General features: G+C 71.7%; 24 protein-coding genes. 14 read left to right on the top strand and 10 right to left on the bottom strand.

The annotated features are described in order from the left end of the window. Position 1: 1 nt before the first annotated feature. Positions 2 to 1,114 (bottom strand): mechanosensitive ion channel family protein, encoded by a 1,113-nt coding sequence (locus tag Sri02f_RS05380; protein WP_108999915.1) that lies wholly within the window; start codon positions 1,112 to 1,114, stop codon positions 2 to 4. Between the two features lie 98 nt (positions 1,115 to 1,212). On the opposite strand from Sri02f_RS05380, the gene Sri02f_RS05385 reads away from it, so the two are divergent. Further along, complete coding sequence (locus Sri02f_RS05385; RefSeq protein WP_108999916.1) at positions 1,213 to 1,782, top strand: dienelactone hydrolase family protein; 570 nt, start codon at positions 1,213 to 1,215, stop codon at positions 1,780 to 1,782. Between the two features lie 36 nt (positions 1,783 to 1,818). Here Sri02f_RS05385 and Sri02f_RS05390 read toward each other — a convergent pair whose 3' ends face one another. The 4 genes from Sri02f_RS05390 to Sri02f_RS05405 form a co-directional block, all read right to left on the bottom strand. Then, positions 1,819 to 3,498 (bottom strand): alkaline phosphatase D family protein, encoded by a 1,680-nt coding sequence (locus Sri02f_RS05390; RefSeq protein ID WP_108999917.1) that lies wholly within the window; start codon positions 3,496 to 3,498, stop codon positions 1,819 to 1,821. A 109-nt stretch (positions 3,499 to 3,607) separates the two neighbouring features. Next, positions 3,608 to 4,417 carry a DsbA family protein gene (locus tag Sri02f_RS05395; protein WP_108999918.1) on the bottom strand — a complete coding sequence of 270 codons (810 nt, stop codon included), beginning with the start codon at positions 4,415 to 4,417 and terminating at the stop codon, positions 3,608 to 3,610. Positions 4,418 to 4,514: 97 nt separating this feature from the next. Beyond that, entirely contained in the window at positions 4,515 to 5,207 is a 693-nt protein-coding gene (locus Sri02f_RS05400) for a hypothetical protein (protein WP_108999919.1), read from the bottom strand. Positions 5,208 to 5,274: 67 nt separating this feature from the next. Beyond that, on the bottom strand, positions 5,275 to 6,615 hold the full coding sequence (locus Sri02f_RS05405) for a DUF2252 domain-containing protein (protein WP_108999920.1): 1,341 nt from the start codon (positions 6,613 to 6,615) through the stop codon (positions 5,275 to 5,277). Between the two features lie 213 nt (positions 6,616 to 6,828). On the opposite strand from Sri02f_RS05405, the gene dnaE reads away from it, so the two are divergent. Next, positions 6,829 to 10,368 (top strand): DNA polymerase III subunit alpha, encoded by a 3,540-nt coding sequence (dnaE, locus tag Sri02f_RS05410; RefSeq protein ID WP_108999921.1) that lies wholly within the window; start codon positions 6,829 to 6,831, stop codon positions 10,366 to 10,368. 92 nt (positions 10,369 to 10,460) lie between these two features. Here dnaE and Sri02f_RS41655 read toward each other — a convergent pair whose 3' ends face one another. Beyond that, positions 10,461 to 10,625, bottom strand: coding sequence for a hypothetical protein (locus tag Sri02f_RS41655; protein ID WP_167467490.1), 165 nt, complete (start codon positions 10,623 to 10,625; stop codon positions 10,461 to 10,463). 223 nt (positions 10,626 to 10,848) lie between these two features. Here Sri02f_RS41655 and Sri02f_RS05415 point away from each other — a divergent pair, with 223 nt between their 5' ends. The 4 genes from Sri02f_RS05415 (at position 10,849) to Sri02f_RS05430 (ending at position 14,803) form a co-directional block, all read left to right on the top strand. Then, the gene (locus tag Sri02f_RS05415; protein WP_108999922.1) at positions 10,849 to 12,069 is read left to right on the top strand and encodes an NYN domain-containing protein; all 1,221 of its coding nucleotides are present in this window, start codon (positions 10,849 to 10,851) and stop codon (positions 12,067 to 12,069) included. A 107-nt stretch (positions 12,070 to 12,176) separates the two neighbouring features. Further along, entirely contained in the window at positions 12,177 to 13,151 is a 975-nt protein-coding gene (locus Sri02f_RS05420) for an ABC transporter ATP-binding protein (protein WP_108999923.1), read from the top strand. Positions 13,152 to 13,254: 103 nt separating this feature from the next. Further along, positions 13,255 to 14,079 carry an ABC transporter permease gene (locus Sri02f_RS05425; protein ID WP_108999924.1) on the top strand — a complete coding sequence of 275 codons (825 nt, stop codon included), beginning with the start codon at positions 13,255 to 13,257 and terminating at the stop codon, positions 14,077 to 14,079. Positions 14,080 to 14,113: 34 nt separating this feature from the next. Further along, positions 14,114 to 14,803: a DUF2567 domain-containing protein gene (locus tag Sri02f_RS05430; RefSeq protein WP_108999925.1), complete on the top strand. Its 690-nt coding sequence runs from the start codon at positions 14,114 to 14,116 to the stop codon at positions 14,801 to 14,803. Positions 14,804 to 14,928: 125 nt separating this feature from the next. Here Sri02f_RS05430 and ybaK read toward each other — a convergent pair whose 3' ends face one another. The 4 genes from ybaK to Sri02f_RS05450 all read right to left on the bottom strand — a co-directional run bounded on the left by ybaK (position 14,929) and on the right by Sri02f_RS05450 (position 19,001). Further along, a complete protein-coding gene (ybaK, locus tag Sri02f_RS05435) occupies positions 14,929 to 15,435 on the bottom strand; it encodes a Cys-tRNA(Pro) deacylase (protein WP_108999926.1) in 507 nt (168 codons plus the stop codon). 19 nt (positions 15,436 to 15,454) lie between these two features. Then, entirely contained in the window at positions 15,455 to 16,195 is a 741-nt protein-coding gene (locus tag Sri02f_RS05440) for an LON peptidase substrate-binding domain-containing protein (protein ID WP_108999927.1), read from the bottom strand. Between the two features lie 11 nt (positions 16,196 to 16,206). After that, entirely contained in the window at positions 16,207 to 17,259 is a 1,053-nt protein-coding gene (locus Sri02f_RS05445) for a hypothetical protein (protein ID WP_108999928.1), read from the bottom strand. 152 nt (positions 17,260 to 17,411) lie between these two features. Beyond that, on the bottom strand, positions 17,412 to 19,001 hold the full coding sequence (locus Sri02f_RS05450) for an oxidoreductase (protein ID WP_108999929.1): 1,590 nt from the start codon (positions 18,999 to 19,001) through the stop codon (positions 17,412 to 17,414). A 167-nt stretch (positions 19,002 to 19,168) separates the two neighbouring features. On the opposite strand from Sri02f_RS05450, the gene hisD reads away from it, so the two are divergent. Genes hisD through hisF form a run of 8 tightly spaced genes read left to right on the top strand, consistent with a single transcriptional unit; the run spans position 19,169 to position 24,878 of the window. Beyond that, entirely contained in the window at positions 19,169 to 20,494 is a 1,326-nt protein-coding gene (gene hisD, locus Sri02f_RS05455; protein WP_108999930.1) for a histidinol dehydrogenase, read from the top strand. Next, on the top strand, positions 20,491 to 21,600 hold the full coding sequence (locus tag Sri02f_RS05460; RefSeq protein ID WP_108999931.1) for a histidinol-phosphate transaminase: 1,110 nt from the start codon (positions 20,491 to 20,493) through the stop codon (positions 21,598 to 21,600). The genes hisD and Sri02f_RS05460 overlap by 4 nt, the downstream gene beginning before the upstream one ends. Then, on the top strand, positions 21,597 to 22,190 hold the full coding sequence (gene hisB / locus Sri02f_RS05465) for an imidazoleglycerol-phosphate dehydratase HisB (RefSeq protein WP_108999932.1): 594 nt from the start codon (positions 21,597 to 21,599) through the stop codon (positions 22,188 to 22,190). Before Sri02f_RS05460 ends, hisB begins: the two co-directional genes overlap by 4 nt. A 4-nt stretch (positions 22,191 to 22,194) precedes the next feature. Then, positions 22,195 to 22,359 carry a CG2302 family histidine operon protein gene (locus tag Sri02f_RS41660; RefSeq protein ID WP_167467491.1) on the top strand — a complete coding sequence of 55 codons (165 nt, stop codon included), beginning with the start codon at positions 22,195 to 22,197 and terminating at the stop codon, positions 22,357 to 22,359. Beyond that, the gene (gene hisH / locus Sri02f_RS05470; protein ID WP_373865070.1) at positions 22,356 to 23,009 is read left to right on the top strand and encodes an imidazole glycerol phosphate synthase subunit HisH; all 654 of its coding nucleotides are present in this window, start codon (positions 22,356 to 22,358) and stop codon (positions 23,007 to 23,009) included. The genes Sri02f_RS41660 and hisH overlap by 4 nt, the downstream gene beginning before the upstream one ends. Next, complete coding sequence (gene priA / locus Sri02f_RS05475; protein WP_108999934.1) at positions 23,006 to 23,731, top strand: bifunctional 1-(5-phosphoribosyl)-5-((5-phosphoribosylamino)methylideneamino)imidazole-4-carboxamide isomerase/phosphoribosylanthranilate isomerase PriA; 726 nt, start codon at positions 23,006 to 23,008, stop codon at positions 23,729 to 23,731. Before hisH ends, priA begins: the two co-directional genes overlap by 4 nt. Beyond that, the gene (locus tag Sri02f_RS05480; RefSeq protein ID WP_069772618.1) at positions 23,728 to 24,126 is read left to right on the top strand and encodes a RidA family protein; all 399 of its coding nucleotides are present in this window, start codon (positions 23,728 to 23,730) and stop codon (positions 24,124 to 24,126) included. The genes priA and Sri02f_RS05480 overlap by 4 nt, the downstream gene beginning before the upstream one ends. Continuing rightward, positions 24,123 to 24,878: an imidazole glycerol phosphate synthase subunit HisF gene (hisF, locus tag Sri02f_RS05485; protein ID WP_108999935.1), complete on the top strand. Its 756-nt coding sequence runs from the start codon at positions 24,123 to 24,125 to the stop codon at positions 24,876 to 24,878. The genes Sri02f_RS05480 and hisF overlap by 4 nt, the downstream gene beginning before the upstream one ends. Positions 24,879 to 24,899 lie beyond the last annotated feature (21 nt).

A 24,899-nucleotide genomic window follows, 5' to 3' on the forward strand; every position in this document is an offset into this window, starting at 1 on the left:
CTCAGCGGGCCGTGCGCGGTGATTCGGGGGCGCGGCGGGCCGCACCGTCGGGGGAGGAGCTCTGGGCCGGCAGACGGCCCGGAGGCAGCGCCGCGTGCGCGGTGTTGACCCGCGGCAGCGCGTACGGGTGTTCCTTCCACAGCCAGCGGATCATCTCCTCGCGGACCTTGACCCGCACCGTCCAGATGTCGTCGGAGTCCTTGGCCGTGACCAGCGCCCGCACCTGCATGGTGTTGGGCGTGGTGTCCGTGACGTCCAGACCGCAGGCGCGGCCGTCCCAGGCCGGGCACTCGCGCAGGATGTCGCGTAGCTTCTCGCGCATCGCCTCCACCGGCGCCGCGTGGTCGACGTGCCAGTAGACGATGCCGGTCATCTGCGGGGTGCCGCGCGACCAGTTCTCGAACGGCTTCGAGGTGAAGTACGACACGGGCATCGTGATGCGGCGCTCGTCCCAGGTGCGCACGGTCAGGAAGGTCAGGGTGATCTCCTCGATCGTGCCCCACTCGCCGTCCACCACCACGGTGTCGCCGATGCGCACCATGTCGCCGAACGCGATCTGCAGGCCGGCGAACAGGTTGCTCAGGGTGGACTGGGCGGCCACACCGGCGACGATGCCGAGGATCCCGGCGGAGGCCAGCAGGGAGGCGCCCGCCGCGCGCATCGCGGGGAACGTCAGCAGCATCGCGGCGGCCGCGACCACGCCGACGACGGCCGAGACCACCCGCATGATCAGCGACACCTGGGTCCGCACCCTGCGGACCCGGGCCGCGTCGCGGTGCATCCGCGCGTAGTGCGAGTACGACGTCTCGACGACCGCCCCGGCGATCCGGATCACCAGCCAGGCCGCCGAGCCGATCAGCACCAGGGTGAGGGTGCGGCCGATGCCGACCTTGTGGTCCTGCAGCATCTGCGCCTGGTCGTAAGACCCTCTCAGCATCGCCGCGCACAGCACCAGCTGATACGGGATGCGACCACGGCGCAGCAGGCCCCAGAGAGAGGTCTCGGGGTGCCGCTGGTCGGCCTTGCACAGCAGACGGTCGGTGGCCCAGCCGATCAAAAAGGTCAGCGCCACCGAGCCGCCCACCACGATCACGGGGCGGAGCAGGTTCTCCATGCCTTCGAACGTAACCGGGTCCGCGTGACCTTGAACCTGCTACTTCTGTGAGGAGGCGCACGCACGGCGCCGTCGGCGCAGGCTGGCACGATGGGCGCATGAACATCATGCTCTTCCATTCGACCTACGGTCTGCGGCCCGCGGTGCGCTCCGCGGCGGACCGGCTGCGCGCCGCCGGACACGAGGTCAGCACCCCCGACCTCTTCGACGGGCGCACGTTCGGCACGGTCGAGGAGGGCATGGCGTACAAGGAGGAGACCGGCAAGGACGAGCTGCTGAGGAGAGCGGTTCTGGCCGCCGCTCCCTACTCGGAGCGAGGGCTGGTCTACGCCGGGTTCTCGCTGGGCGCCTCCGTCGCGCAGACCCTCGCCCTCGGCGACGCCAGGGCGCGCGGCCTGCTGCTCCTGCACGGCACCTCGGACCTCGCGCCGAACGTCACGGTGGACGACCTGCCGGTGCAGCTGCACGTGGCCGAGCCGGACCCGTTCGAGACCGACGACTGGCTGAGCGCCTGGTACCTGCAGATGGGCCGAGCCGGCGCCGACGTGGAGATCTACCGCTACGCGGGCGCCGGGCACCTGTACACCGACCCCGACCTGCCCGACTACGACGAGGAGGCCGCCGAGGCCACCTGGCGGGTGGCGCTCGGCTTCCTCGAGAGCCTGTGACCGGGAGCCGCGCGGCCGGATCCCCTCGGCCGGCGGCTACACCGGGTCGTACGTGCGCTCCACCTTCTGCGTGCCGCTGCGCGTGCGGTACGAGCGGGACCAGGAGGAGGTCGCCGCGGGGCTCGTCTTGTCGGACACGACGTAGTAGTCCATCTGCGCGCGCTCGGCGGTGATGTCCAGGACGCCGTAGCCGTGCCGGTCGGTGTCCACGAAGTGCACATGCCGGTTGGCGGCCCGGATGACCGGGGAGGCGACCGCGGTGAGGGTGCCCTCGGGGACCTTCACGATGTCGTCGAGGTTGTCGGAGGTCACCGAGGTGACGACGAACTCCGTGGCGGCCGAGGCCGACAGGGGGTAGGTCCCCGCGTCCACCGGCACGTCGTTCGCCCACGCCATGTGGATGTCGCCGGTCAGGAAGACCGTGTTGCGGATGGCGTTCGCGCGCAGGTGGGCGAGGAGCTCACGGCGGTCGTCGGTGTAGCCGTCCCACTGGTCGGTGTTGAGGCCGAGGCCGTCCTCGGGCAGGCCGAGCAGCTTGGCCAGCGGTTTGAACAGGTCGGCGGAGAGCGAGCCGATCACGAACGGCGAGATCATCACCGAGTTGCCGACCAGCCGCCAGGCGGTGTCGGACGCCTTCAGTCCGGCCTTCAGCCAGTCCAGTTGGGCGCGGCCGGTGATCGTGCGGTCCGGGTCGTCCACGGTGCCCTTGCCGACGGCGACCTGCTGGGAGCGGAAGGACCGCAGGTCCAGCAGGGACAGGTCGGCGAGCTTGCCGAAGCGCAGCCGGCGGTAGGTGGTGCCGGCGATCGCCGGGCGGACCGGCATCCACTCGAAGTAGGCCTGCTTGGCGGCCGCCTGACGGGCCGACCAGGCGCCCTCGGCGCCCTCGGTGTGGTTCTCCGCGCCGCCCGACCAGCTGTCGTTGGCGAACTCGTGGTCGTCCCAGATCGCGATGACGGGCGCCTTGGTGTGCAGCGCCTGAAGGTCCGGGTCGGTCTTGTACTTGCCGTGCCGGGCGCGGTAGTCGGCGAGCGTGAGGATCTCGTGGGCGGGAGCGGTCTGCCGTACGACCGTGCCGCGCGTGCCGTACTGGCCGGTGCCGTACTCGTAGATGTAGTCGCCCAGGTGCAGCCAGGCGTCCAGGTCACCGCGGGCCGCGAGGTGGCGGTACGAGGAGAAGTAGCCGGCCTCCCAGTTGGCGCAGGAGACCACGCCGAAGCGTAGGCCGGTCACCGACGCGTCCGCCGCCGGTGCGGTGCGGGTGCGCGCCACCGGGGAGTCGACGCCGCCGGCCGAGAAGCGGAACCAGTAGTCGGTGGCGGGCGCGAGGCCGCGGATGTCGGCCTTGACGGTGTGGTCGGACGCGGCGGTCGCGGTGGTCTTCCCCTGGGCGACGACGTCCGTGAGCGCCTTGTCCCGGGCGACCGTCCAGCTCACCTCGGTGTCCGGGCCGAGTCCGGAGCCCGGTATCGCCTCGGCGGTGGGCGTCACCCGGGTCCACAGCAGGACGCCGTCGGGCAGCGGGTCGCCGGAGGCGAGGCCGTGCAGGAAGACGGGGGCCTCGGCGGCGCGGGCGGGCAGCGCGGAGAGGAGCGGGCCGGCCAGCACGGCGGTGGCGGCAGCCGCCTTGACGACCGTACGGCGGCGCGGGGACGGCGAGTCGGGGCGCTGCGACAAGGCGTCGGCGCTCTCGGATGTTCCGTGTCTACTGGTCACGGCCGATCAGATTACTGACCGGTACTACATAAGAGCGGGCGAACTCCCAAAAGTTCGCCCGCTCTTCCTCGAAGCGTCGGATCGGCCGCCGCTCAGGAGACGTCAGCCGTCAGCCCTTGAGGGCCTCGCCCACGACCTTCTCGAAATCGGCCACGGTCAGCAGGGGGTTGCCGCCGTTGAGCTGCTTGCCGTCCATGACGAAGCCCGGAGTGCCGTTCACGCCCTCCTTGTTGTCGTCGAACGTCTTCGACATGGCCATCGCCCAGGGGTCGTAGGTGCCCTTCTTGACCGCGTCCTGGAACTTCGTGTTGTCCTTCAGCGCGGTGACGGTGTTCGCGACCTTGATGAGGTAGGCGTCGTCCTTGAACTTGTCGGTCGTCTCGTCGGGGTGCCATTTCGCCGAGTACAGCGCGCTCTTGTACTCGAGGAACGCCTCGGGGCTGACGTTCAGCGCCGCGCCCAGGGCGCTCAGCGCGTTCTTGGAGCCCTCGCCGTTGTCCTTGTTGTCGATGAACGTGGCCCCGACGTACTGGAACTTGTACTTGCCGTCGTCGATGTCCTTCTTCATGGTCGCACCGACGGTCTGCTCGAACTGCGCGCACACCGGGCAGCGCGGGTCCTCGTAGATCTTGAGCGTCTTCTTCGCGCTGCTCTTGCCGATGACCACCGTGGTGCCCTTGGAGCCCGTGGTGTTGGCGGGGGCGACGACCTTGGCGTCCTTCGCCGACTCCCAGTAGCTCGGCTTGTTGGCCTGGACGACGGCGTACCCTATGCCGCCGGCCACGGCCAGCACGGCGACCGCCGAGCAGGCGACGATGATCTGCCGCCTGACCTTGGCGCGCTTGGCCTCGCGCTCGCGCTCGATGCGCAGCCGCTCCCGGGCCGCGGTCTTGGACGCAGCGCTGTTCCGCTTGCTCATGATTTCTCCAAAGGGACGCGCACCCGTCGGGTACGCGGAAGTTCTGTGGGGACGTGCAGGACGGGGACCGAGTCCAGCTCGGCTGCCGCCGGTCCGGTCAGACCGCGGCGGCCGGGCACGGCGGGCCACGCCGTCCCAGGGAGTGCACGAGGATCCGCTCGCGGACGGTGGCCGTACGGGAGGCGGGGCGCGGCAGGCGGCGGGCCGCCGGGGCACGCCGTACGCCCACGGCGGCGACGGCCAGCAGCAGCGGTCGGAAGGTGTTCGCGGTGGCCGCCCGCAGCAGCTGGGCCAGCGCCCGCTCGCCCCGGCGCAGCCAGGCGGCGGCGAGTAGGCCGACGCAGACGTGCGCGGCGAGCAGCAGCCAGGCGGTCGCCGGGTCGGCGTGGGCCAGCAGAGCGCCGAGCCCGTCGGTGTCGGCGCCGGTGACCTGGGCCAGCGGGGTGCCGAAGGGCGTCCCGTCGCCGCACAGCACGTCCCAGCCGACCGAGGCCAGCGGGCCGGCGACCGGGCCGCCCGCCCGGCCGTAGCAGACGTGCTGCCCGGTGGTGAAGACGGTGTCTGCGGCCAGCTCCAGCGGGATCAGCAGGGCGGCGATCCGCCCGAAGCCGCGCTCGCGGCCGGCGAGGGCGTACGCGAGGGCGAACACGGCGGCCGCGATGGCGGCCACCGTGTTGAGCGGCAGCGGGACCCGCGACAGCAGCACGTGCGACGCGCTGCTGAGCGTCACGACGAAGGCCGTGAACAGCGCCGCGCGTACGGCTCTGAGGCGGGTCCCGGATATGTCCATTGCGGAGGAGAGTTTGCCACGTGCTCCTGTAGGAGACCGCTAAAGGGTTCCTGTGAGCAGCGGACCGTTAGAGACCTGGAATCCGGCCGTTGCGGAACAGGTCGACGAAGATCTGGTGGTCGGCGCGCGCGCGGGCGCCGTAGGCGTGCGCGAAGTCGACCAGCAGCGGCGCGAAGCCGTCCTCGTCGGCCGCGATGGCGGCGTCGATGGCCCGCTCCGTCGAGAACGGCACCAGCGACTCGCCGGACTGGTCGTCCGCGGCCGCGTGCATGGTGGCCGTGGCCCGGCCCAGGTCGGCGACGACGGCCGCGATCTCCTCCGGATCGTCGATGTCGCCCCAGTTCAGGTCGACCGCGTACGGCGAGACCTCGGCGACCAGCTGTCCCGCGCCGTCCAGCTCGGTCCAGCCCAGCCACGGGTCGGCGTGCGCCTGCAGGGCGCGCTGGGAGATCACCGTGCGGTGGCCCTCGTGCTGGAAGTAGCCGCGGATCGCCGGGTCGGTGACGTGCCGGGAGACGGCCGGGGTCTGGGCCTGCTTGATGTAGATCACCACGTCGTTCTCCAGGGCGTCGCTGTTGCCCTCCAGGAGGATGTTGTACGACGGCAGGCCCGCCGAGCCGATGCCGATGCCGCGGCGGCCGACGACGTCCTTGACACGGTAGGAGTCCGGACGGGTCAGCGAGGACTCCGGCAGCGTCTCCAGATAGCCGTCGAAGGCGGCCAGGACCTTGTAGCGGGTCGCCGCGTCCAGCTCGATGGAGCCGCCGCCCGGCGCGAAGCGCCGCTCGAAGTCGCGGATCTCCGTCATCGAGTCCAGCAGCCCGAAGCGGGTCAGCGAGCGGGCGTCGCGCAGGGCGTCCAGCAGCGGGCCCTGGGCGGTGTCCAGGGTGAAGGGGGGCACCTCGTCGCTCTTGGCGCCGGTCGCCAGCGCGTGGACGCGCTCGCGGTAGGCGCCCGCGTAGATCTCCACCAGCTCGGTGATCTGGTCGTCGGAGAGGGCCTTCGCGTACCCGATCAGGGCGAGCGAGGCGGACAGCCGCTTGAGGTCCCAGGTGAAGGGGCCGACGTACGCCTCGTCGAAGTCGTTGACGTTGAAGATCAGCCGGCCCGTGGCGTCCATGTACGTGCCGAAGTTCTCCGCGTGCAGGTCGCCGTGGATCCACACGCGCGAGGTGCGGTCGTCCAGGAACGGGCCGCCCCGCTTGGAGCCGAAGCCGTCGTTGGCGGTGAGGTCGTGGTAGAAGAGGCCCGCCGTGCCCCGGTAGAACGCGAACGCGGAGGCCGCCATCTTCCGGAACTTCACCCGGAACGCGGCCGGGTCGGCGGCCAGGAGCTCGCCGAACGCGGTGTCGAAGACGGCGAGGATCTGCTCGCCGCGGTGCTCGTCGTCGAGCTGCGGAACCGACATCGCTGGGTGCCTCCTGGTGCATACGTGTACGACAGCGTTTCTGTCGTCTCCAACGGGCGGAGCCGTGCGAAAGTGCCCGTGCCCCTCGCTGTGAAGGTACGCGGCCGAGCCCCCGGAGTGTCAGTGTCGAGGCATAGACTTCGACGCTGTCCCCCGGACCGTCCGCGACCCGTGGGGCGCCCGTCGACCCTTGTTTCCCTGGAGGCCGCAGCCGTGTCAAAGCCGCCGTTCACGCACCTGCACGTCCACACCCAGTACTCGCTGCTGGACGGTGCCGCGCGGCTGAAGGACATGTTCGACGCGTGCAACGAGATGGGCATGACCCATATCGCCATGTCCGACCACGGCAACCTGCACGGGGCCTATGACTTCTTCCACACCGCGAAGAAGGCCGGAGTCACTCCGATCATCGGGATCGAGGCGTACGTCGCCCCCGAGTCGCGGCGCAACAAGCGCAAGATCCAGTGGGGCCAGCCGCACCAGAAGCGCGACGACGTCTCCGGTTCCGGCGGCTACACCCACAAGACGATCTGGGCGGCGAACGCGACGGGCCTGCACAACCTCTTCAAGCTCTCCTCGGACGCGTACGCCGAGGGCTGGCTCCAGAAGTGGCCGCGGATGGACAAGGAGACCATCTCCCAGTGGTCCGAGGGGCTCATCGCCTCCACCGGCTGCCCCTCGGGCGAGCTGCAGACCCGGCTGCGCCTCGGCCAGTTCGACGAGGCCCTGAAGTCGGCCGCCGAGTACCAGGACATCTTCGGCAAGGACCGCTACTTCCTGGAGCTGATGGACCACGGCATCGACATCGAGCACCGGGTCCGCGACGGTCTGCTGGAGATCGGCAAGAAGCTCGGCATCCCGCCCCTGGTGACGAACGACTCGCACTACACGTACGCGCACGAGGCGGCCGCGCACGACGCGCTGCTGTGCATCCAGACCGGCAAGAACCTCTCCGACCCGGACCGCTTCCGCTTCGACGGCACCGGCTACTACCTGAAGTCCACGGACGAGATGTACGCCATCGACTCCTCGGACGCCTGGCAGGAGGGCTGCGCCAACACCCTCCTGGTGGCCGAGCAGATCGACACCACCGGCATGTTCGAGGCCAAGAACCTCATGCCGAAGTTCGACATCCCCGAGGGCTACACCGAGATCAGCTGGTTCAAGGAGGAGGTCCGCCGGGGCATGGAGCGCCGCTTCCCCGGCGGCATCCCCGACGACCGGCAGAAGCAGGTCGAGTACGAGATGGACGTCATCATCCAGATGGGGTTCCCGGGGTACTTCCTCGTCGTCGCCGACTTCATCATGTGGGCCAAGAACAACGGCATCGCGGTCGGCCCCGGCCGAGGCTCCGCGGCCGGCTCGATCGTCGCCTACGCCATGGGCATCACCGACCTCGACCCCATCCCGCACGGCCTGATCTTCGAGCGGTTCCTCAACCCCGAGCGCGTCTCCATGCCCGACGTCGACATCGACTTCGACGAGCGCCGGCGCGTCGAGGTGATCCGCTACGTGACCGAGAAGTACGGCGCCGACAAGGTCGCCATGATCGGCACCTACGGCAAGATCAAGGCGAAGAACGCCATCAAGGACTCCGCGCGCGTGCTGGGCTACCCGTACGCAATGGGCGACCGCCTCACCAAGGCCATGCCTGCCGACGTCCTGGGCAAGGGCATCGACCTCAACGGCATCACCGACCCCTCGCACCCGCGCTACAGCGAGGCCGGCGAGATCCGCGCGATGTACGAGAACGAGCCGGACGTCAAGAAGGTCATCGACACCGCCAAGGGCGTCGAGGGCCTGGTCCGGCAGATGGGCGTGCACGCGGCCGGCGTGATCATGTCCAGCGAGCCCATCGTCGACCACGCCCCGATCTGGGTGCGGCACACGGACGGTGTGACCATCACACAGTGGGACTACCCGCAGTGCGAGTCGCTCGGCCTGCTGAAGATGGACTTCCTCGGCCTGCGCAACCTGACGATCATGGACGACGCCGTCAAGATGGTGAAGTCCAACAAGGGCATCGACCTCGACCTGCTGGCCCTGCCGCTCGACGATCCGAAGACCTTCGAACTGCTCCAGCGCGGCGAGACCCTCGGCGTCTTCCAGTTCGACGGCGGACCCATGCGCTCGCTGCTGCGCCTGATGAAGCCCGACAACTTCGAAGACATCTCCGCCGTCTCCGCGCTCTACCGTCCGGGTCCGATGGGCATGGACTCGCACACCAACTACGCGCTGCGCAAGAACAAGCTCCAGGAGATCACCCCGATCCACAAGGAGCTCGAGGAGCCCCTGGAAGAGGTCCTGGCCGTCACCTACGGCCTGATCGTCTACCAGGAGCAGGTGCAGAAGGCCGCCCAGATCATCGCCGGGTACTCGCTCGGCGAGGCCGACATCCTGCGCCGCGTGATGGGCAAGAAGAAGCCCGACGAGCTGGCGAAGAACTTCACCATCTTCCAGGCCGGCGCCAAGAAGAACGGCTACAGCGACGAGGCCATCCAGGCCCTGTGGGACGTGCTGGTCCCGTTCGCCGGCTACGCCTTCAACAAGGCGCACTCCGCCGCGTACGGCCTGGTCTCGTACTGGACCGCCTACCTGAAGGCGAACCACCCCGCCGAGTACATGGCCGGACTGCTCACCTCGGTCAAGGACGACAAGGACAAGTCGGCCGTCTACCTCAACGAGTGCCGGCGCATGGGCATCAAGGTGCTCCCCCCGAACGTCAACGAGTCGGTGCACAACTTCGCCGCACAGGGCGACGACGTGATCCTCTTCGGCCTCGAAGCCGTACGCAACGTCGGCACGAACGTGGTCGAGTCGATCATCAGGAGCCGCAAGGCCAAGGGCAAGTACGCCTCCTTCCCCGACTACCTCGACAAGGTCGAGGCGGTGGCGTGCAACAAGCGCACCACCGAGTCGCTGATCAAGGCGGGCGCGTTCGACACCCTGGGGCACACCCGCAAGGGCCTCACCGCGCAGTTCGAGCCCATGATCGACAACGTGGTCGCGGTCAAGCGCAAGGAGGCCGAGGGGCAGTTCGACCTCTTCGGCGGTATGGGCGAGGAGGACACCAGCGAGCCCGGCTTCGGCCTCGACGTCGAGTTCACGACCGACGAGTGGGAGAAGACGTATCTGCTCGCGCAGGAGCGGGAGATGCTCGGTCTCTACGTCTCCGACCACCCGCTCTTCGGCCTGGAGCACGTGCTGTCCGACAAGGCCGACGCGGGCATCGCCCAGCTCACCGGGGGCGAGCACGCGGACGGCGCGGTGGTGACCATCGGCGGCATCATCTCCGGCCTGCAGCGCAAGATGACCAAGCAGGGCAACGCCTGGGCGATCGCCACCGTGGAGGACCTCGCGGGCTCCATCGAGTGCATGTTCTTCCCGGCGACGTACCAGCTCGTGTCGACCCAACTCGTCGAGGACGCCGTCGTCTTCGTCAAGGGCCGCCTCGACAAGCGCGAGGACGTGCCGCGGCTCGTCGCGATGGAGCTCCAGGTCCCCGACCTGTCCAACGCGGGCACCAACGCGCCCGTGATCCTCACCATCCCCGCCACCCGGGTCACCCCGCCGATGATCAACCGCCTCGGCGAGATCCTCACCCACCACCGGGGCGACAGCGAGGTCCGGATCAGGCTCCAGGGCCCGACGAAGACGACCGTTCTGCGTCTGGACCGGCACCGCGTCAAGCCCGACCCCGCCCTGTTCGGCGATCTGAAGGTGCTGCTCGGCCCGTCCTGTCTGGCCGGCTGATCGCGAGACGACGCAGATGAGGGGCGCACCCGGTATCGGTATCGGATGCGCCCCTCGCTGTGCCCGGGCTGCAACAGCCCGTCGTGCCGACGTCAGTTGTGGCCGAAGCGCTTCTGCCTGCCCTTGCGGGCCATGTCGGCCGGCGTCACCTGGGCGATGTGCTGCTCGGCCTGCGACTCCATCGTGGACGGCCGTGCGGTCTGCTGACCACGCTCGGACTGGGGCTGCTTACGTTCCTGCTTCTTGTTCTTGGCCATGGTGCTCTGCCTCCTGGGGGGATCTAGGGGCCAGGGCCGGGACCAGACTCACATAGGCTGACTTAGGACGCATTTCGGATAATTACCGTGTGTAACAGGGGTTGTCGGCACGCACATGCTCGAAACGCCACGCCGAAGATCGAGTTCGGGCCGTTAACCTCCGCGCCGTCGGGCAGACTCGAAGGAAGCCCGGAGCAAACCTCCCGGAAAGAGGGTGAGTCGTGTGGACCGCTGCATCGTCCTGGTGGACGCCGGGTATCTGCTGGGGGCGGCCGCGAGTCTCCTCGCCGGAGAGCCCTCACGATCCCGCATCACCGTCGACCACGCCGCCCTCGTCCAGGGCCTGCGCGAACAGGCCGAGTCCGAGACCGAACGCCCGCTGCTGCGCATCTACTGGTTCGACGGCGCGCCCGACCGCGTCCCCCAGCCGGAGCACCGCAGACTGCGGGTGATGCCCCGGGTGACCGTCCGGCTGGGCGCCCTGACCCGGAGCGACGGGCGGTGGGCCCAGAAGGGCGTCGACGCCGCCATGCACGCCGAGCTGACCGAGCTGGCCCGCAACCGCGCCTGCTCCGACGTCGTCCTCGTCACCGGCGACGGCGATCTGCTGCCCGGGATGATGGCCGCCAAGGAGCACGGCGTCGCCGTCCACCTGTGGGCCGTGCAGGCCGCCGACGGCGACTACAACCAGTCCGAGGACCTGGTCGCCGAGGCCGACGAGCGGCGCGTCCTGGACCGCACCTGGATCACCAAGGCCGTCCGTGCGAAGGAGCTCGGCGGGATCTGCGCGCCGCCGCCGGCCCCCCGCCCCGAGATCGCCGCCATCCTCTCCGCCCCGCTGCCCGACTCCGGCCTCGCGCCGACCGCCGAGCGCACCCCCGAGGAGACCGAGCACCCCTCCGGGGGCGGCGGCTCCGACAACGGCTCTCAGGAGCGCGTCCCCGCCCCCAAGGGCGTGCCGACCCCCAAGGACCTGGCCGCGCTGCGCGCACCCGGCGCCCAGGCCGCCCAGCACCCCGCCACCGCGACCCTGCGCTGGTCCTCCGACAAGGGCTGGGTCGACCGTCCCGGAGCCGTCCCCGAGCCCTCCGACGTCGCCTCGATGCCGACGCTCGCGCAGGTCACGACGGCGGAGCAGCGGTGGGCCGACCGCGAGGAGGACATCACCACCGTCGGCGGCGACCCCTACGAGGTGGGCCAGGTCTTCGCCCGCCGCTGGATCGGGCGCCTCGGAGAGCAGGGCCATCTGCAGAAGCTGTCGGGCATGTACCCGCGGATCCCGCACCGCATCGACGGCGAGCTGCTGAGGTACGCCGCCCGCTTCGGACTGCTCGCCCACAAGGACGACCAGATCGACGAACACGACCGCTACGCCATCCGGGCGGGTTTCTGGCGCGAGATCGACGTCCGCACGGGCGCCGAGCACGCCCCGGCGGGCGACTGAGCCGGGCGTCCCGGACGCCCCGACGGCGAGCGTATGTCCCCGACCCCGTAGTCTCGTGCCTTGTGAGTACGCGCGCGGCATCGGCAGTTCGGCATGGGGACGAGGTCGTGTGTGCCGTGCGCGGGCTGACGAAGTCCTACCCCGCGGTCCGGGGCCGGCGCGGCACTCCCGCGGCCCCCGAGGTGCGGGCCACCGACGACGTGCGGCTCGACATCCGGCGCGGTGAGATCTTCGGGCTGCTCGGGCCGAACGGCGCCGGCAAGACCACCCTCGTACGGCAGATGACCGGACTGATGCGGCCCGACGCGGGCAGCGTCGAGATCCTCGGCCACGACATCGTGCGCCACCCCGACCGGGCCGCGCGGATCCTCGCCTACCTCGGCCAGGAGTCCACCGCCCTCGACGAGCTCACCGTCTCCCTGGCCGCCGAGACCACCGGCCGGCTGCGCGGCCTCGACGTGCGCGCGGCCCGCCGGGAGCGCGACGCCGTCCTCGACGAGCTGGGCCTCACGCCGCTCGCCGGGCGGACGCTGCGCAAGCTGTCCGGCGGGCAGCGCCGCCTCGCCTGCTTCGCCGCCGCGCTGGTGGGCGAGCGGCCCCTGCTGGTGCTGGACGAGCCGACCACCGGCATGGACCCGGTGGCGCGCCGGGCCGTGTGGGCCGCCGTGGACCGCCGACGGGCCGAACGCGGGACGACCGTGCTGCTCGTCACCCACAACGTCATCGAGGCGGAGACCGTGCTCGACCGGGTCGCCGTCCTCGACCAGGGCCGCGTCATCGCCTGCGACACCCCCTCCGGACTCAAGGAGCAGGTCGCCGGCGAGGTGCGAGTGGAACTGGTGTGGCGCGAGCGGCCGCCGCTGGACGTGCCCGAGGTCGCCGCGCTGCGGGAGCGGGCCGTGGAGTCCGGCCGCCGCTGGACGCTGCGCCTGGCCCCCGACGAGGCCCGGGCCGTCGTCGCCACCGTCACCGGCGGGGCCGCCTTCGCCGCGCTCGACGACTTCACCCTGGCCACCCCTAGCCTGGAGGACGTCTATCTGGCGCTCGGCGGGGCGGCACGGCAGGGACTGGTGCGGGCGTGAGCGCGTGGGTGACCGGGGGCGCGAGGCGCGCCGGGGTGAGCGGGCGGGCCGGCGGGACCGTATGGGACGGTATGAGAACCGTAGGGAAGAGGAGCAGCGCCACGTGAGTGTCGTACCCGCCGGGGTTCTGCCGGGCGGCGCCCTGGCCGTCACCGAGACCGCCCGCACCGGCGCCGCCGAGCTCGCGCCGCGCGCCCGGCTGTGGCCGTCGCTCGTCGCCGTGTACCGGGCTCAGCTGTCCCGGGCCCGGGTGGCGCGCATCCCGCTGCTGTTCGTGGCGACCTTCCAGTCCGTCGGCATCCTGATCATGATGCGGGGCGTGGTCGACGGAGGGCACGAGGCGGAGTCCGTGGTGGCGGGGGCCGCGGTGCTGGTCGTCGCCTTCGTCGCGCTGAACCTGCTCGCCCAGTACTTCGGGCAGCTGCGGGCGAGCGGGGGCCTGGACCACTACGCGACGCTGCCCGTGCCGCCCGCGGCCGTGGTGCTGGGCGCGGCGGGCGCCTACGCCTCCTTCACGGTGCCCGGCACGCTGGTGACCGCCGTGTTCGGGTGCGTGCTGTTCGGGCTGCCCCTGACGCACCTGTGGGTGCTCGCGGCCGTGATCCCGCTGGCCGGCGCCGCCCTGTCCGGGCTCGGCGCGGCCTTCGGGCTGCTCGCGCCGCGGCCGGAGCTGGCCACGGTGCTCGGTCAGCTCGGCATGTCGGCGGCGCTGCTGCTGGGGGTGCTGCCGCCGGACCGGATGCCGGAGGCGGTGCGCTTCGCCCGTGACCTGCTGCCCTCGACGTACGGGGTCGAGGCGTTCGCCCGGACCTTCGGGGCCCGTCCCGACTGGGCGTTCGTGCTCGGCGACCTCGCCGTGTGCGCGGGCGTGGGCGTCGTCTCGCTCGCCGTCGCCACCTGGGCGTACCGCCGGGCCGCCGTCCGGTGACGCGCTCCCCGGGCGGGCCTGGCACGATGTCAGGGTGACCGCACCGCTGACTCCGCCTCCGCCGCCCCACGAACCGTCTTCGCACGAGGTCCGGCCGCCGTCGCCCGCAGGGCACGCGGGAGCGGCCGCCGCGCCGCACGACGTCGCGTACGGACAGGACGGGCCCGGGATGAAGACCGAACTGCGCGAAGCCGCCGTGATCACGGTCGCGGTCGCCGTCGCCGGGGCGCTGCTGGGACTGCTGTGGGTGTGGCTGGCCCCGAACGTGCCGCTCGTCGGCGACCTGGTGGACGAGCAGTGGGTCGTCTACTTCAAGGACACCGAGGGCGAGCAGGCGATCGGGGTGGACGGAACGTTCACGCTCCTGGCCCTCGCGTGCGGCGCGGTCAGCGCGGTCGCGGTGTTCCTGTGGCGGCGGCGTGGGGGAGTGCCGCTGGTCGTCGCGCTCGCGGTGGGCGGCTTCCTCGGATCGCTGCTGGCCTGGCGGCTGGGGGTGTGGCTCGGGCCCGATTCCGACGTGATCGCGCATGCGCGGTCGGCGGGCAAGGGGGTCACGTTCCCCGCGCCGCTGAAGCTCGGGGCGAAGGGCGCGCTCCTCGCCTGGCCGCTCGCCGCCTCGCTGGTGCATCTGGGGCTCACGGCCCTGTTCGGACCCCGGGACCCCGATCCCTACGAGCCGTACGGGCCGGTCCCCGAGGACGGGTACGGCGCTCCGTTGGCGTAGGGCCTGTGTGTGGATCACCCCGCATCCGCGGACACGGCCGCAGAGCGGTCCAGGGTCCGTCGGGGGCCGCAGAGCGGTCCAGGGTCCGTGGGGGGCCGTCCGGGCGGTTGCTCGCGACGAGAGCCTCAGACCCGGCCGATCGGGGACAGGACCGCCCCGGTGAGCTCCACCAGATCCGTCGGGGAGAGCTCCACCTCCAGGCCCCTGCGGCCCGCCGAGACGCAGACCGTGGCGTGGGCGGTCGCCGACTCGTCCAGGACCGTCGGGAGCTTCTTGCGCTGGCCCAGCGGGGAGATGCCGCCCCGGACGTAGCCCGTGGTGCGTTCGGCCAGGGTGGGGTCGGCCATCGCCGCGCGCTTGCCGCCCACCGCCGCCGCCAGGGCCTTCAGGTCCAGGGAGCCGGCGACCGGGACCACCGCCACCGTGAGGGTGCCGTCCACGTCCGCGACCAGGGTCTTGAAGACCCGGTCGGGGGAGACGCCCATCGCCTGGGCAGCCTCCTCGCCGTACGACGGGTGGCTCGGATCGTGGTCGTAGGCGTGGACCGTGAAGTCCACGCCGGCCGCCGTCAGGGCCACCGTCGCGGGAGTTCCCCCGGACTGCTGCTGTTGCTTCTTCGACTTCTTCGCCATGCGGGCCTTCTCGGTGACGTCAGTTGAGACTCGTCGGGCCACGGGTCAGGTCCGCCGCGGGCAGCGAGGGCAGGTTGCGGATGATCGCCGTCTCCGCGCGCAGCAGGGTCAGCTCGTCCCGCAGCCGGGAGGCCGTGTCCGGGGCCTGCAGCAGCCGCTGCTTGCTGGGGGTGTCCAGCATCATCGCGGCGGCCACCAGGTACGACACCACCGAGGGGTCGTCCGGGAGGTCCGCGCCCGTGGACAGGGAGCGTTCGCGGGCGCCCGCCAGCCGCTTCTGGTACTGGCGGAAGGACCGCAGCACGCCCTCCGCGAGGGCGCCCGCCTCGTCGCCCGGGTCCTCGGGCAGCTCCTGCAGCTCGGCCGTCAGGAACGGACCCGAGGCGTCCACCGACAGGAGCTTCACGCGGGTCGTGCCGGTCGCCAGCACCTCGAAGGTGCCGTCGGCCCGTTCGCGGATCGTCGCCGCGTCGGCCACGCAGCCGACGCCGTGGAAGGCCTTGACCGGGTCGTCGCCGAAACCGGCCGCGGGGCCGTGTTCGGGCAGCGCCGTCTGGTCGGGCAGGCCCGGGGAGCTGGGCGCCACCTCGTGGCCGTCGCGGATGGCGACGACGGCGAACCGGCGCGATTCGTCCTCGGGGGTCTTCAGCAGATCGCGCATCATGGCGCGATAACGCTCCTCGAAGACGTTGAGCGGGAGCACGAGTCCCGGGAACAACACCGAGTTCAGGGGGAAGAGCGGCAGACGGACGGTGGTCACGACGCAGAAGCCTAATGGTCCAGCGGGCGGGCTCGTCCGCCGTGCCCGCTCCCCGGATGCCAGGGGGGCTGCTCGGACGGTCCCGAGCGCACTTCCTCGCGCACCGCGAGGAAGTGGCCGAGGGGGTCGTCGGACAGCCTGTCCCAGGGGAAGGACGTGGCGTACGGGCCGATCAGGCGCAGTTGGGCGAGGGCCTCGTCGCGCCGGTCCAGGCGGACCAGGACGTACGTCAGCACGTTGCGGATCTCGGCCGGCCACGGGTCGGCGGCCGGGAAGCGGGCCGACAGCGCGACGGCCCGGTCGGCGGCCGCGTCCAGCCGTTCGCGGGGCACCTCGGGGCCGCAGCCGTCGGTCAGGTAGGCGAAGGCGGCCCGCGCCGGCAGCGCCTGGACGAGGGAGCCGGCCGGCGCGTCCTGCGCCGCACGGTCGGCGAAGTCGAAGCACTCGCGGTGGGAGCCGTGCCAGGACTCGGCCAGATAGCGCTTGGCGGCCACATGGCAGCCGTAGTGGTGCGGGGCGCGGCGCACCGCGGCCGCCCACAGCTCGCCGAAGTACTTGTGGCCGGCGTGCGTGCCGCGGGCGTGGTCGAGGGCTATCCGCCACGGCACCGGGTCGCGGACGTCGCTCTGCGCGGCCGCCGTGATCAGCGGGCTCACCTCCCGCAGCAGCTCGGCCCGGGCCGGCGATGCCCACGCGCGGGCCACGGCGAGCTGCGCGGAGACGAGCAGGACGTCGGGGTCGCGCGGGGCCGCGGCGCGCCAGTCCTCGAACCACTCCGGGCGGGAGCGGGCGAAGGAGGCCAGCCGGGTGGCGTACCGGTCGCGGTACTCCCACTCGGCCTGTTCGCGGGTGTGCAGCAGCAGGGCGGCGGCGGGGGCGTAGGCGCCCAGCCCGGCCGCGACCAGCGCGGGCCCGAGCCGGTCGTCGGGCACGTCGAGGAGCACCTCGTCGTCGGCGGGGAGCCCGGCGGCGCTGTGGGGGGCGACGTACCGTGCCGTCCGGGACGTCCGCGACGTCCGGGAGGCGCGGATGAAGGGGGGCAGCAGAGCCATGGTGTCGACCATTGAAAAGCCGCAGGTTCAGATCGCGCCAGAGGGTGCGGGCAACCTGCGGAAAGTTGTACGCCGCCGGGTCAAGGGAAGGTAAAAGGCGGCCTGCCGCGGATCCCCCCGGCCGGGGGCGGGGACGGCGGCCGACCGCCCCCGTGCGGGCGCGGTCAGTTCCGGCGCAGCAGCCGCGTCGCTCCCGCCGCCACCGCCGTCGCCAGGATCCAGCCCAGCAGGATCAGCGCCGTCGACAGCCACTGCCAGCCCCCGCGCAGCTGCCACTGGCCGACCTGCCCCAGGTCGATGACCGGCAGCAGCAGGTCCAGGGCGAACAGGGCCGGGTTCCAGGGCGGATGCCCCCCGGGATCGACGGCCGGATGCGCGGCGTGCGCGAAGGCCAGCGAGCTCGCGGCCCACAGCACCGCCATCCACACCGCCGCCCGGCCCGGCCGGTACCCGTAGGCGACGGTCCAGTCCTGCGCGTAACCCCAGAGCTTCGCGGCCGGCGGCAGGGTCTCGCGCCGGCGGCGCTGCTTGGCCAGCAGCACCTCGCGGGCGTCCTCGTCCTCCCCGCCGGCCCGCAGCACGGCCGCCAGCCGCTCGTACGGCTCCGGGGCGTACTCGGCGGTCGCGGCGGCCACCCAGCGCAGCCGCTCCGCCAGCGGGAACGGACCCTGCGGCACCAGGTTCTCGTACACGAAGCCGCCCATGTGCAGACTCCCGGGACCCGGCCACGCGCTCGCCCGGTCCACCAGGTTGACCACCCGCGCGCCGGACAGCACGACCTTGCCGCGCCTCGGCTGTTCCCCGAGGAAGCGCAGTTCGGACGTCTGGACCCGGCGCAGCGACAGCTCCTGGTCGTCCGTGAAGACGAACCGGGCCCGCTCCAGGTCCACCGCGTCCCCGAACCGGCCGTCGTCCAGGCGCACCCCGCCCCGGCACTCGAAGCGCTGGATGCGCGTCCCGCGCGCGGGGGTCGTGCCGCTGAGCGCCTGCCCTCCGACGCCGGCCGGGGTCAGGTACAGCGAGCGCTCCACGGTGAGCTGGGGCGCGTTCAGCGCCAGCCGCGTGTACGGGTTGGCCAGCCGCGCCCCGCGCAGGCTCAGCGACACCCCGATCTTGGCGCTGCGCAGACTCAGCTCGCCGTGCGACTCCAGCAGCTCGGCCTGCAGGTCCTGGCCGACCGTCATGCCGTCGGCGGCGATCGAGCGGCCCGTGCGGTCGCGGTAGACGATCGCCTGGTTGAGCAGCAGGTCCGTGCCGATGTGCGCGTCGGTGAGCCGGACGCCGTTGTGGAAGCGGCAGCGGGGCAGGTGCAGATCGCCCTCGGTGTGCAGCCGGGCGGCCTCCAGCCGCGGCACCGAGCAGTCCACCATCCGCAGGGTCGTGAACCGCGCCTCCGGCAGACGCACCTCGTGCTCGAAGCGGCAGTGCTTCATCTCCATGTACGGCACCACCGTGCCGCCCGCGAGGTCCAGGGAGCCGCTGATCTGCACACCGGCGAGCTTCAGCGCGGCCACCCGGCCGGCCAGCGCGGGCGGCCCGGCCAGCAGCAGCCAGGCGACGATCCGCGCCCGCACGGTGCGCGACGCGCCCCACGGATGCCCGCCGTGCGGATCGTCGACGACCGTGTCCCCGCTGCTCAGGTCGTACACGCTGCCGTTGCGGAAGGCCTGCCACATGCCGGCCTCGGCCGCGGTCAGATCGTCCGGCAGATCTCCGGCGTCGCCCCCCGTTCGGATGCCCGCCCCCTCGGTCACTCCACGCGCCCCTCTCCTCACTCACTGCTTTCGCACAGCTGTTCATGCCCGGTGAAGGGCCCCCGGACGCCGTACCCGAAGAGGATCTTCCGGATTCCGGCCATGGTCTGTATCAGCCATTGATACGCGCGGACGACCCCCGATCCCGGTCTGAGAGAATTGACCACGTGATCTCCCGAATCGATCTGCGCGGCGACGCCCTCCCCGAGGGACCCGCCCTGCGCGACCTGCTGCCCCGAGCCGACTTCGACGTCTCGGCCGCCCTGGAGAAGGTGCGTCCGATCTGCGAGGCCGTGCATCATCGGGGCGACGCGGCGCTGATCGACTTCGCGGAGAGGTTCGACGGGGTGCGGCTGGAATCCGTACGCGTTCCCGCGCGCGCGATCGCCGACGCGCTGGAGCGGCTCGACCCGGCCGTGCGCGCGGCCCTGGAGGAGTCCGTCCGCCGCGCCCGTCTCGTCCACCGCGAGCAGCGCCGTACGACGCACACCACCCAGGTCGTGCCCGGCGGCTCGGTCACCGAGAAGTGGGTTCCGGTCGGGCGGGTCGGGCTGTACGCGCCCGGCGGCCGGTCGGTCTACCCGTCGTCGGTCATCATGAACGCCGTGCCGGCGCAGGAGGCGGGCGTCGAGTCGATCGCCCTGGCCTCGCCGCCGCAGGCCGCGTTCGGCGGGCTCCCGCACCCGACGATCCTCGCCGCGTGCGCGCTGCTGGGCGTCGACGAGGTGTACGCGGTCGGCGGCGCCACGGCCGTCGCCATGTTCGCCCACGGCACCGAGTCCTGCGCGCCGGTGAACATGGTCACCGGACCCGGCAACATCTGGGTGGCCGCGGCCAAGCGCTACTTCACCGGCAAGATCGGCATCGACACGGAAGCGGGCCCGACCGAGATCGCGGTCCTCGCGGACTCCACCGCCGACCCGGTGCACGTGGCGTCCGACCTGATCAGCCAGGCCGAGCACGACCCGCTGGCCGCCGCCGTCCTGGTCACCGACTCCGTGGAACTGGCGGACGCCGTCGAGAAGGAGCTGGAGCCGCAGGTCGCGGCCACCCGGCACGTCGACGACCGGATCGTCCCGGCGCTCGCCGGCCGGCAGTCGGCGATCGTGCTCGTCGACGGCGTCGAGGAGGGCCTGCGGGTCGTCGACGCGTACGGCGCCGAGCACCTGGAGATCCAGACCGCCGACGCCGCGGCCGTGGCCGACCGGGTCAGGAACGCGGGCGCGATCTTCGTCGGCCCCTGGGCGCCGGTGTCGCTCGGCGACTACGCCGCCGGGTCCAACCACGTCCTGCCCACGGGCGGCTGCGCCTGCCACTCCTCCGGGCTGTCCGTGCAGTCCTTCCTGCGGGGCATCCACATCGTCGACTACACGCGCGAGGCGCTCGCCGACGTCGCCCACCATGTGGTGACGCTGGCGGAGGCCGAGGACCTGCCGGCGCACGGCGCGGCGATCAAGGCAAGGTTCGGGTGGAAGGTGCCGACGACCCAGTGAACATCGGAATCGACGATCTCCCCGTACGCGACGAACTGCGCGGCAAGTCCCCCTACGGCGCGCCCCAGCTCGACGTCCCCGTACGGCTGAACACCAACGAGAACCCCTACCCGCTGCCCGAGCCGCTGGTCGAGCGGATCGCCGAGCGGGTGCGCGAGGCCGCCCGCCACCTCAACCGCTACCCGGACCGGGACGCGGTCGAGCTGCGCACCCGGCTCGCGCAGTACCTCACCGACACGACGGGGTACACGGTCGGCCCGGCCGACGTGTGGGCCGCCAACGGCTCCAACGAGGTCATCCAGCAGCTGCTGCAGACCTTCGGCGGCCCCGGACGCACGGCGATCGGCTTCGAGCCCTCCTACTCGATGCACGGGCTCATCGCGCGCGGCACCGGGACCGGCTGGATCTCCGGTCCCCGCGACGAGGACTTCACCGTCGACCTCGCGGCGGCCGAGAAGGCCATCGCCGAGCACCGCCCGGACGTCGTCTTCGTCACCACCCCCAACAACCCCACCGGCACCGCCGTCCCCGCCGAGACGGTCCTCGCCCTGTACGAGGCCGCCCAGGCGGCCAAGCCGTCGATGGTCGTCGTCGACGAGGCCTACGTCGAGTTCAGCCACAGCGCGTCACTGCTGCCGCTGATCGAAGGACGGCCGAATCTCGTCGTCTCACGGACGATGTCGAAGGCCTTCGGCGCCGCCGGCCTGCGCCTCGGCTACCTCGCCGCGCACCCCGCGGTCGTGGACGCCGTCCAGCTCGTGCGGCTGCCCTACCACCTGTCGGCCGTCACCCAGGCGACCGCGCTGGCCGCGCTGGAGCACACCGACACGCTGCTGAAGTACGTCGAGCAGCTGAAGTCGGAGCGCGACCGGCTGGTGAGCGAGCTGCTCGCCGCCGGCTACGAGGTCACGGCGTCCGACGCCAACTTCGTGCAGTTCGGGCGGTTCGAGGACGCCCACGCGGTCTGGCGCAGGATCCTCGACCGGGGCGTCCTGGTCCGGGACAACGGCGTGCCCGGCTGGCTGCGGGTGACCGCCGGCACCCCCGAAGAGAACGACGCGTTCCTCGACGCGGTCCGTGAAGTCAAGAAGGAGCAGAGCGCATGAGCCGCGTAGGACGCACAGAGCGCACGACGAAGGAGACGTCGGTCCTCGTCGAGATCGACCTCGACGGCTCCGGCAAGGTCGACGTGTCGACCGGCGTCGGCTTCTACGACCACATGCTCGACCAGCTCGGCCGGCACGGGCTGTTCGACCTCGTCGTGAAGACCGACGGCGACCTGCACATCGACTCCCACCACACCATCGAGGACACCGCCCTCGCGCTCGGCGCCGCCTTCAGGCAGGCCCTCGGCGACAAGGTGGGCATCTACCGCTTCGGCAACTGCACGGTCCCGCTGGACGAGTCGCTCGCCCAGGTGACCGTCGACCTGTCCGGCCGCCCCTACCTCGTGCACACCGAGCCCGAGAACATGGCGCCGATGATCGGCGAGTACGACACGACGATGACCCGGCACATCCTGGAGTCCTTCGTCGCGCAGGCGCAGATCGCCCTGCACGTGCACGTGCCCTACGGGCGCAACGCACACCACATCGTGGAGTGCCAGTTCAAGGCGCTGGCCCGGGCGCTGCGCTACGCCTCCGAGCGCGACCCGCGCGCGGCCGGCATCCTCCCCTCCACGAAGGGCGCGCTGTAACACCATGAGCGGACTGTCCACCGTCCTGATCGTCGTCGGCCTCTTCCTCGCGGGAGGCGTCTACTCCTTCGTCAAGCAGAAGATGCCCAGGAACCTGATCGTGCTGCTGTCGATCGGCGCCGCGATGTGTCTCGCGGCGGGTGTCGTGAGGCTGGAGGTGTGGAATTGAGCGGCGTCGCGAAGAGCGCGAAGAAGGTCGTCGTCTTCGACTACGGCTTCGGCAACGTCCGTTCCGCCGAGCGGGCCCTCGCGCGCACCGGCGCCGACGTCGAGATCACGCGTGACTTCGACACGGCCATGAACGCCGACGGGCTTCTGGTGCCGGGCGTCGGCGCCTTCGCCGCCTGCATGCGGGGCCTGAAGGAGGCCCGCGGCGACTGGGTCATCGGCCGCCGGCTGTCCGGCGGGCGCCCGGTGATGGGCATCTGCGTCGGCATGCAGATCCTCTTCGCCCGCGGCATCGAGCACGGCGTGGAGACCGAGGGCCTCGACGAGTGGCCCGGCGCGGTCGAGCCGTTGCAGGCCGAGATCGTGCCCCACATGGGCTGGAACACCGTCGACGCCCCGGCCGGATCCGAGCTGTTCGCGGGCCTGGACGCGGACGCGCGCTTCTATTTCGTGCACTCCTACGCCGTCCAGGACTGGTCCCTGGAAGTGCTCAACCCGACGATGCGCGCTCCCAAGGTGGCCTGGTCGACGCACGGCAAGCCGTTCGTGGCCGCCGTGGAGAACGGCGCCCTGTGGGCCACGCAGTTCCACCCCGAGAAGTCCGGCGACGCCGGAGCCCAGCTCCTCACCAACTGGATCGGAACACTGTGAGCAAGCTCGAACTCCTCCCCGCCGTCGACATCCGCGACGGCCAGGCCGTCCGTCTCGTGCACGGCGAGTCCGGGACCGAGACCTCCTACGGCTCCCCGCTCGAGGCCGCCCTCGCCTGGCAGCGCTCGGGCGCCGAGTGGCTGCACCTGGTCGACCTGGACGCCGCGTTCGGCACCGGCGACAACCGCGCGCTGATCGCCGAGGTCGCCCAGGCGATGGACATCAAGGTCGAGCTCTCCGGCGGCATCCGCGACGACGACACCCTCGCCGCCGCCCTCGCCACCGGCTGCACGCGCGTGAACCTGGGCACGGCCGCCCTGGAGACCCCCGAGTGGGTCGCCGAGGTCATCGCCGAACACGGCGACAAGATCGCGGTCGGCCTGGACGTCCGCGGCACCACCCTGCGCGGCCGCGGCTGGACCCGCGACGGCGGCGACCTCTACGAGACGCTGGAGCGCCTCGACAAGGAGGGCTGCGCGCGGTACGTCGTCACCGACATCGCCAAGGACGGCACCCTGCAGGGCCCCAACCTGGAGCTGCTGCGCAACGTGTGCGCCGTGACCGACCGCCCCGTGGTGGCGTCCGGCGGCGTCTCGTCCCTGGACGACCTGCGGGCCATCGCCGAGCTGGTGCCGCTCGGCGTCGAGGGCTCCATCGTCGGCAAGGCGCTGTACGCCAAGGCGTTCACCCTGGAAGAGGCCCTGGAGGCGGTGGCCCGGTGAGCGAGCTGCGACGCGTCGCGACCGGCGCGCCCTGGGAGGACGTCTTCGGATACTCCCGCGCGGTGGAGCTGCCCAGCGGCCTGGTGCTGGTCTCCGGCTGCACCTCGATCGTGGACGGCGAGATCGCCGGCGGCGGCCCCTACGACCAGACGCTCAACGCCTTCAACGTCGCTTTCGCGGCGCTGGCGGAGCTGGGCCTCGGGCGCGAGGACGTCGTGCGCACCCGTATGTACCTCACCCACGCGCGGGACGTGGACGACGTCGGACGCGCTCACAAGGAGCTGTTCGACACCGTCCGGCCCGCCGCGTCCATGCTCATCGTGGCCGGTCTGGTGGACCCCAGTCTGGTCGTCGAGGTCGAGGTCGAGGCGTTCCGCAGGGGGGCCTCGGCATGACGCTCGCCGTACGGGTCATCCCCTGCCTGGACGTGGACGCCGGCCGGGTCGTCAAGGGCGTCAACTTCCAGAACCTGCGCGACGCGGGCGACCCCGTCGAGATGGCCAAGGTCTACGACGCCGAGGGCGCCGACGAGCTGACGTTCCTGGACATCACCGCCTCCTCGGGCAACCGCGAGACCACCTACGACGTGGTGCGCCGCACCGCCGAGCAGGTGTTCATCCCGCTGACCGTCGGCGGCGGGGTGCGCACCCCGCAGGACGTCGACAAGCTGCTGCGGGCCGGCGCCGACAAGGTGGGCGTGAACACCGCCGCGATCGCCCGCCCGGAGCTGATCAGGGAGATCGCCGAGCGGTTCGGCAGCCAGGTGCTGGTGCTGTCGGTCGACGCCCGGCGGACGGAGTCGGGTTCGTTCGAGGTGACGACGCACGGCGGCCGTAAGGGCACCGGCATCGACGCCGTCGAGTGGGCCCACCGGGCGGCCGAGCTGGGCGCGGGCGAGATCCTGCTCAACTCGATGGACGCGGACGGCACGAAGGACGGCTACGACCTGGAGATGATCGCCGCCGTCCGCAAGCACGTGAGGATCCCGTTGATCGCCTCCGGCGGCGCCGGGCGGCTCACGGACTTCCCGCCGGCCGTCGGGGCGGGCGCGGACGCGGTGCTGGCCGCGTCGGTGTTCCACTTCGGCGACCTGAGGATCGGCGAGGTCAAGGACACGCTCCGGCAGGCGGGTCACCCGGTGCGGTGACGCCCGCGTGGGCGCGGTGAC

The sequence above is a fragment of the Streptomyces rishiriensis genome, from assembly GCF_003112535.1.
Taxonomy (GTDB): domain Bacteria; phylum Actinomycetota; class Actinomycetes; order Streptomycetales; family Streptomycetaceae; genus Streptomyces; species Streptomyces rishiriensis.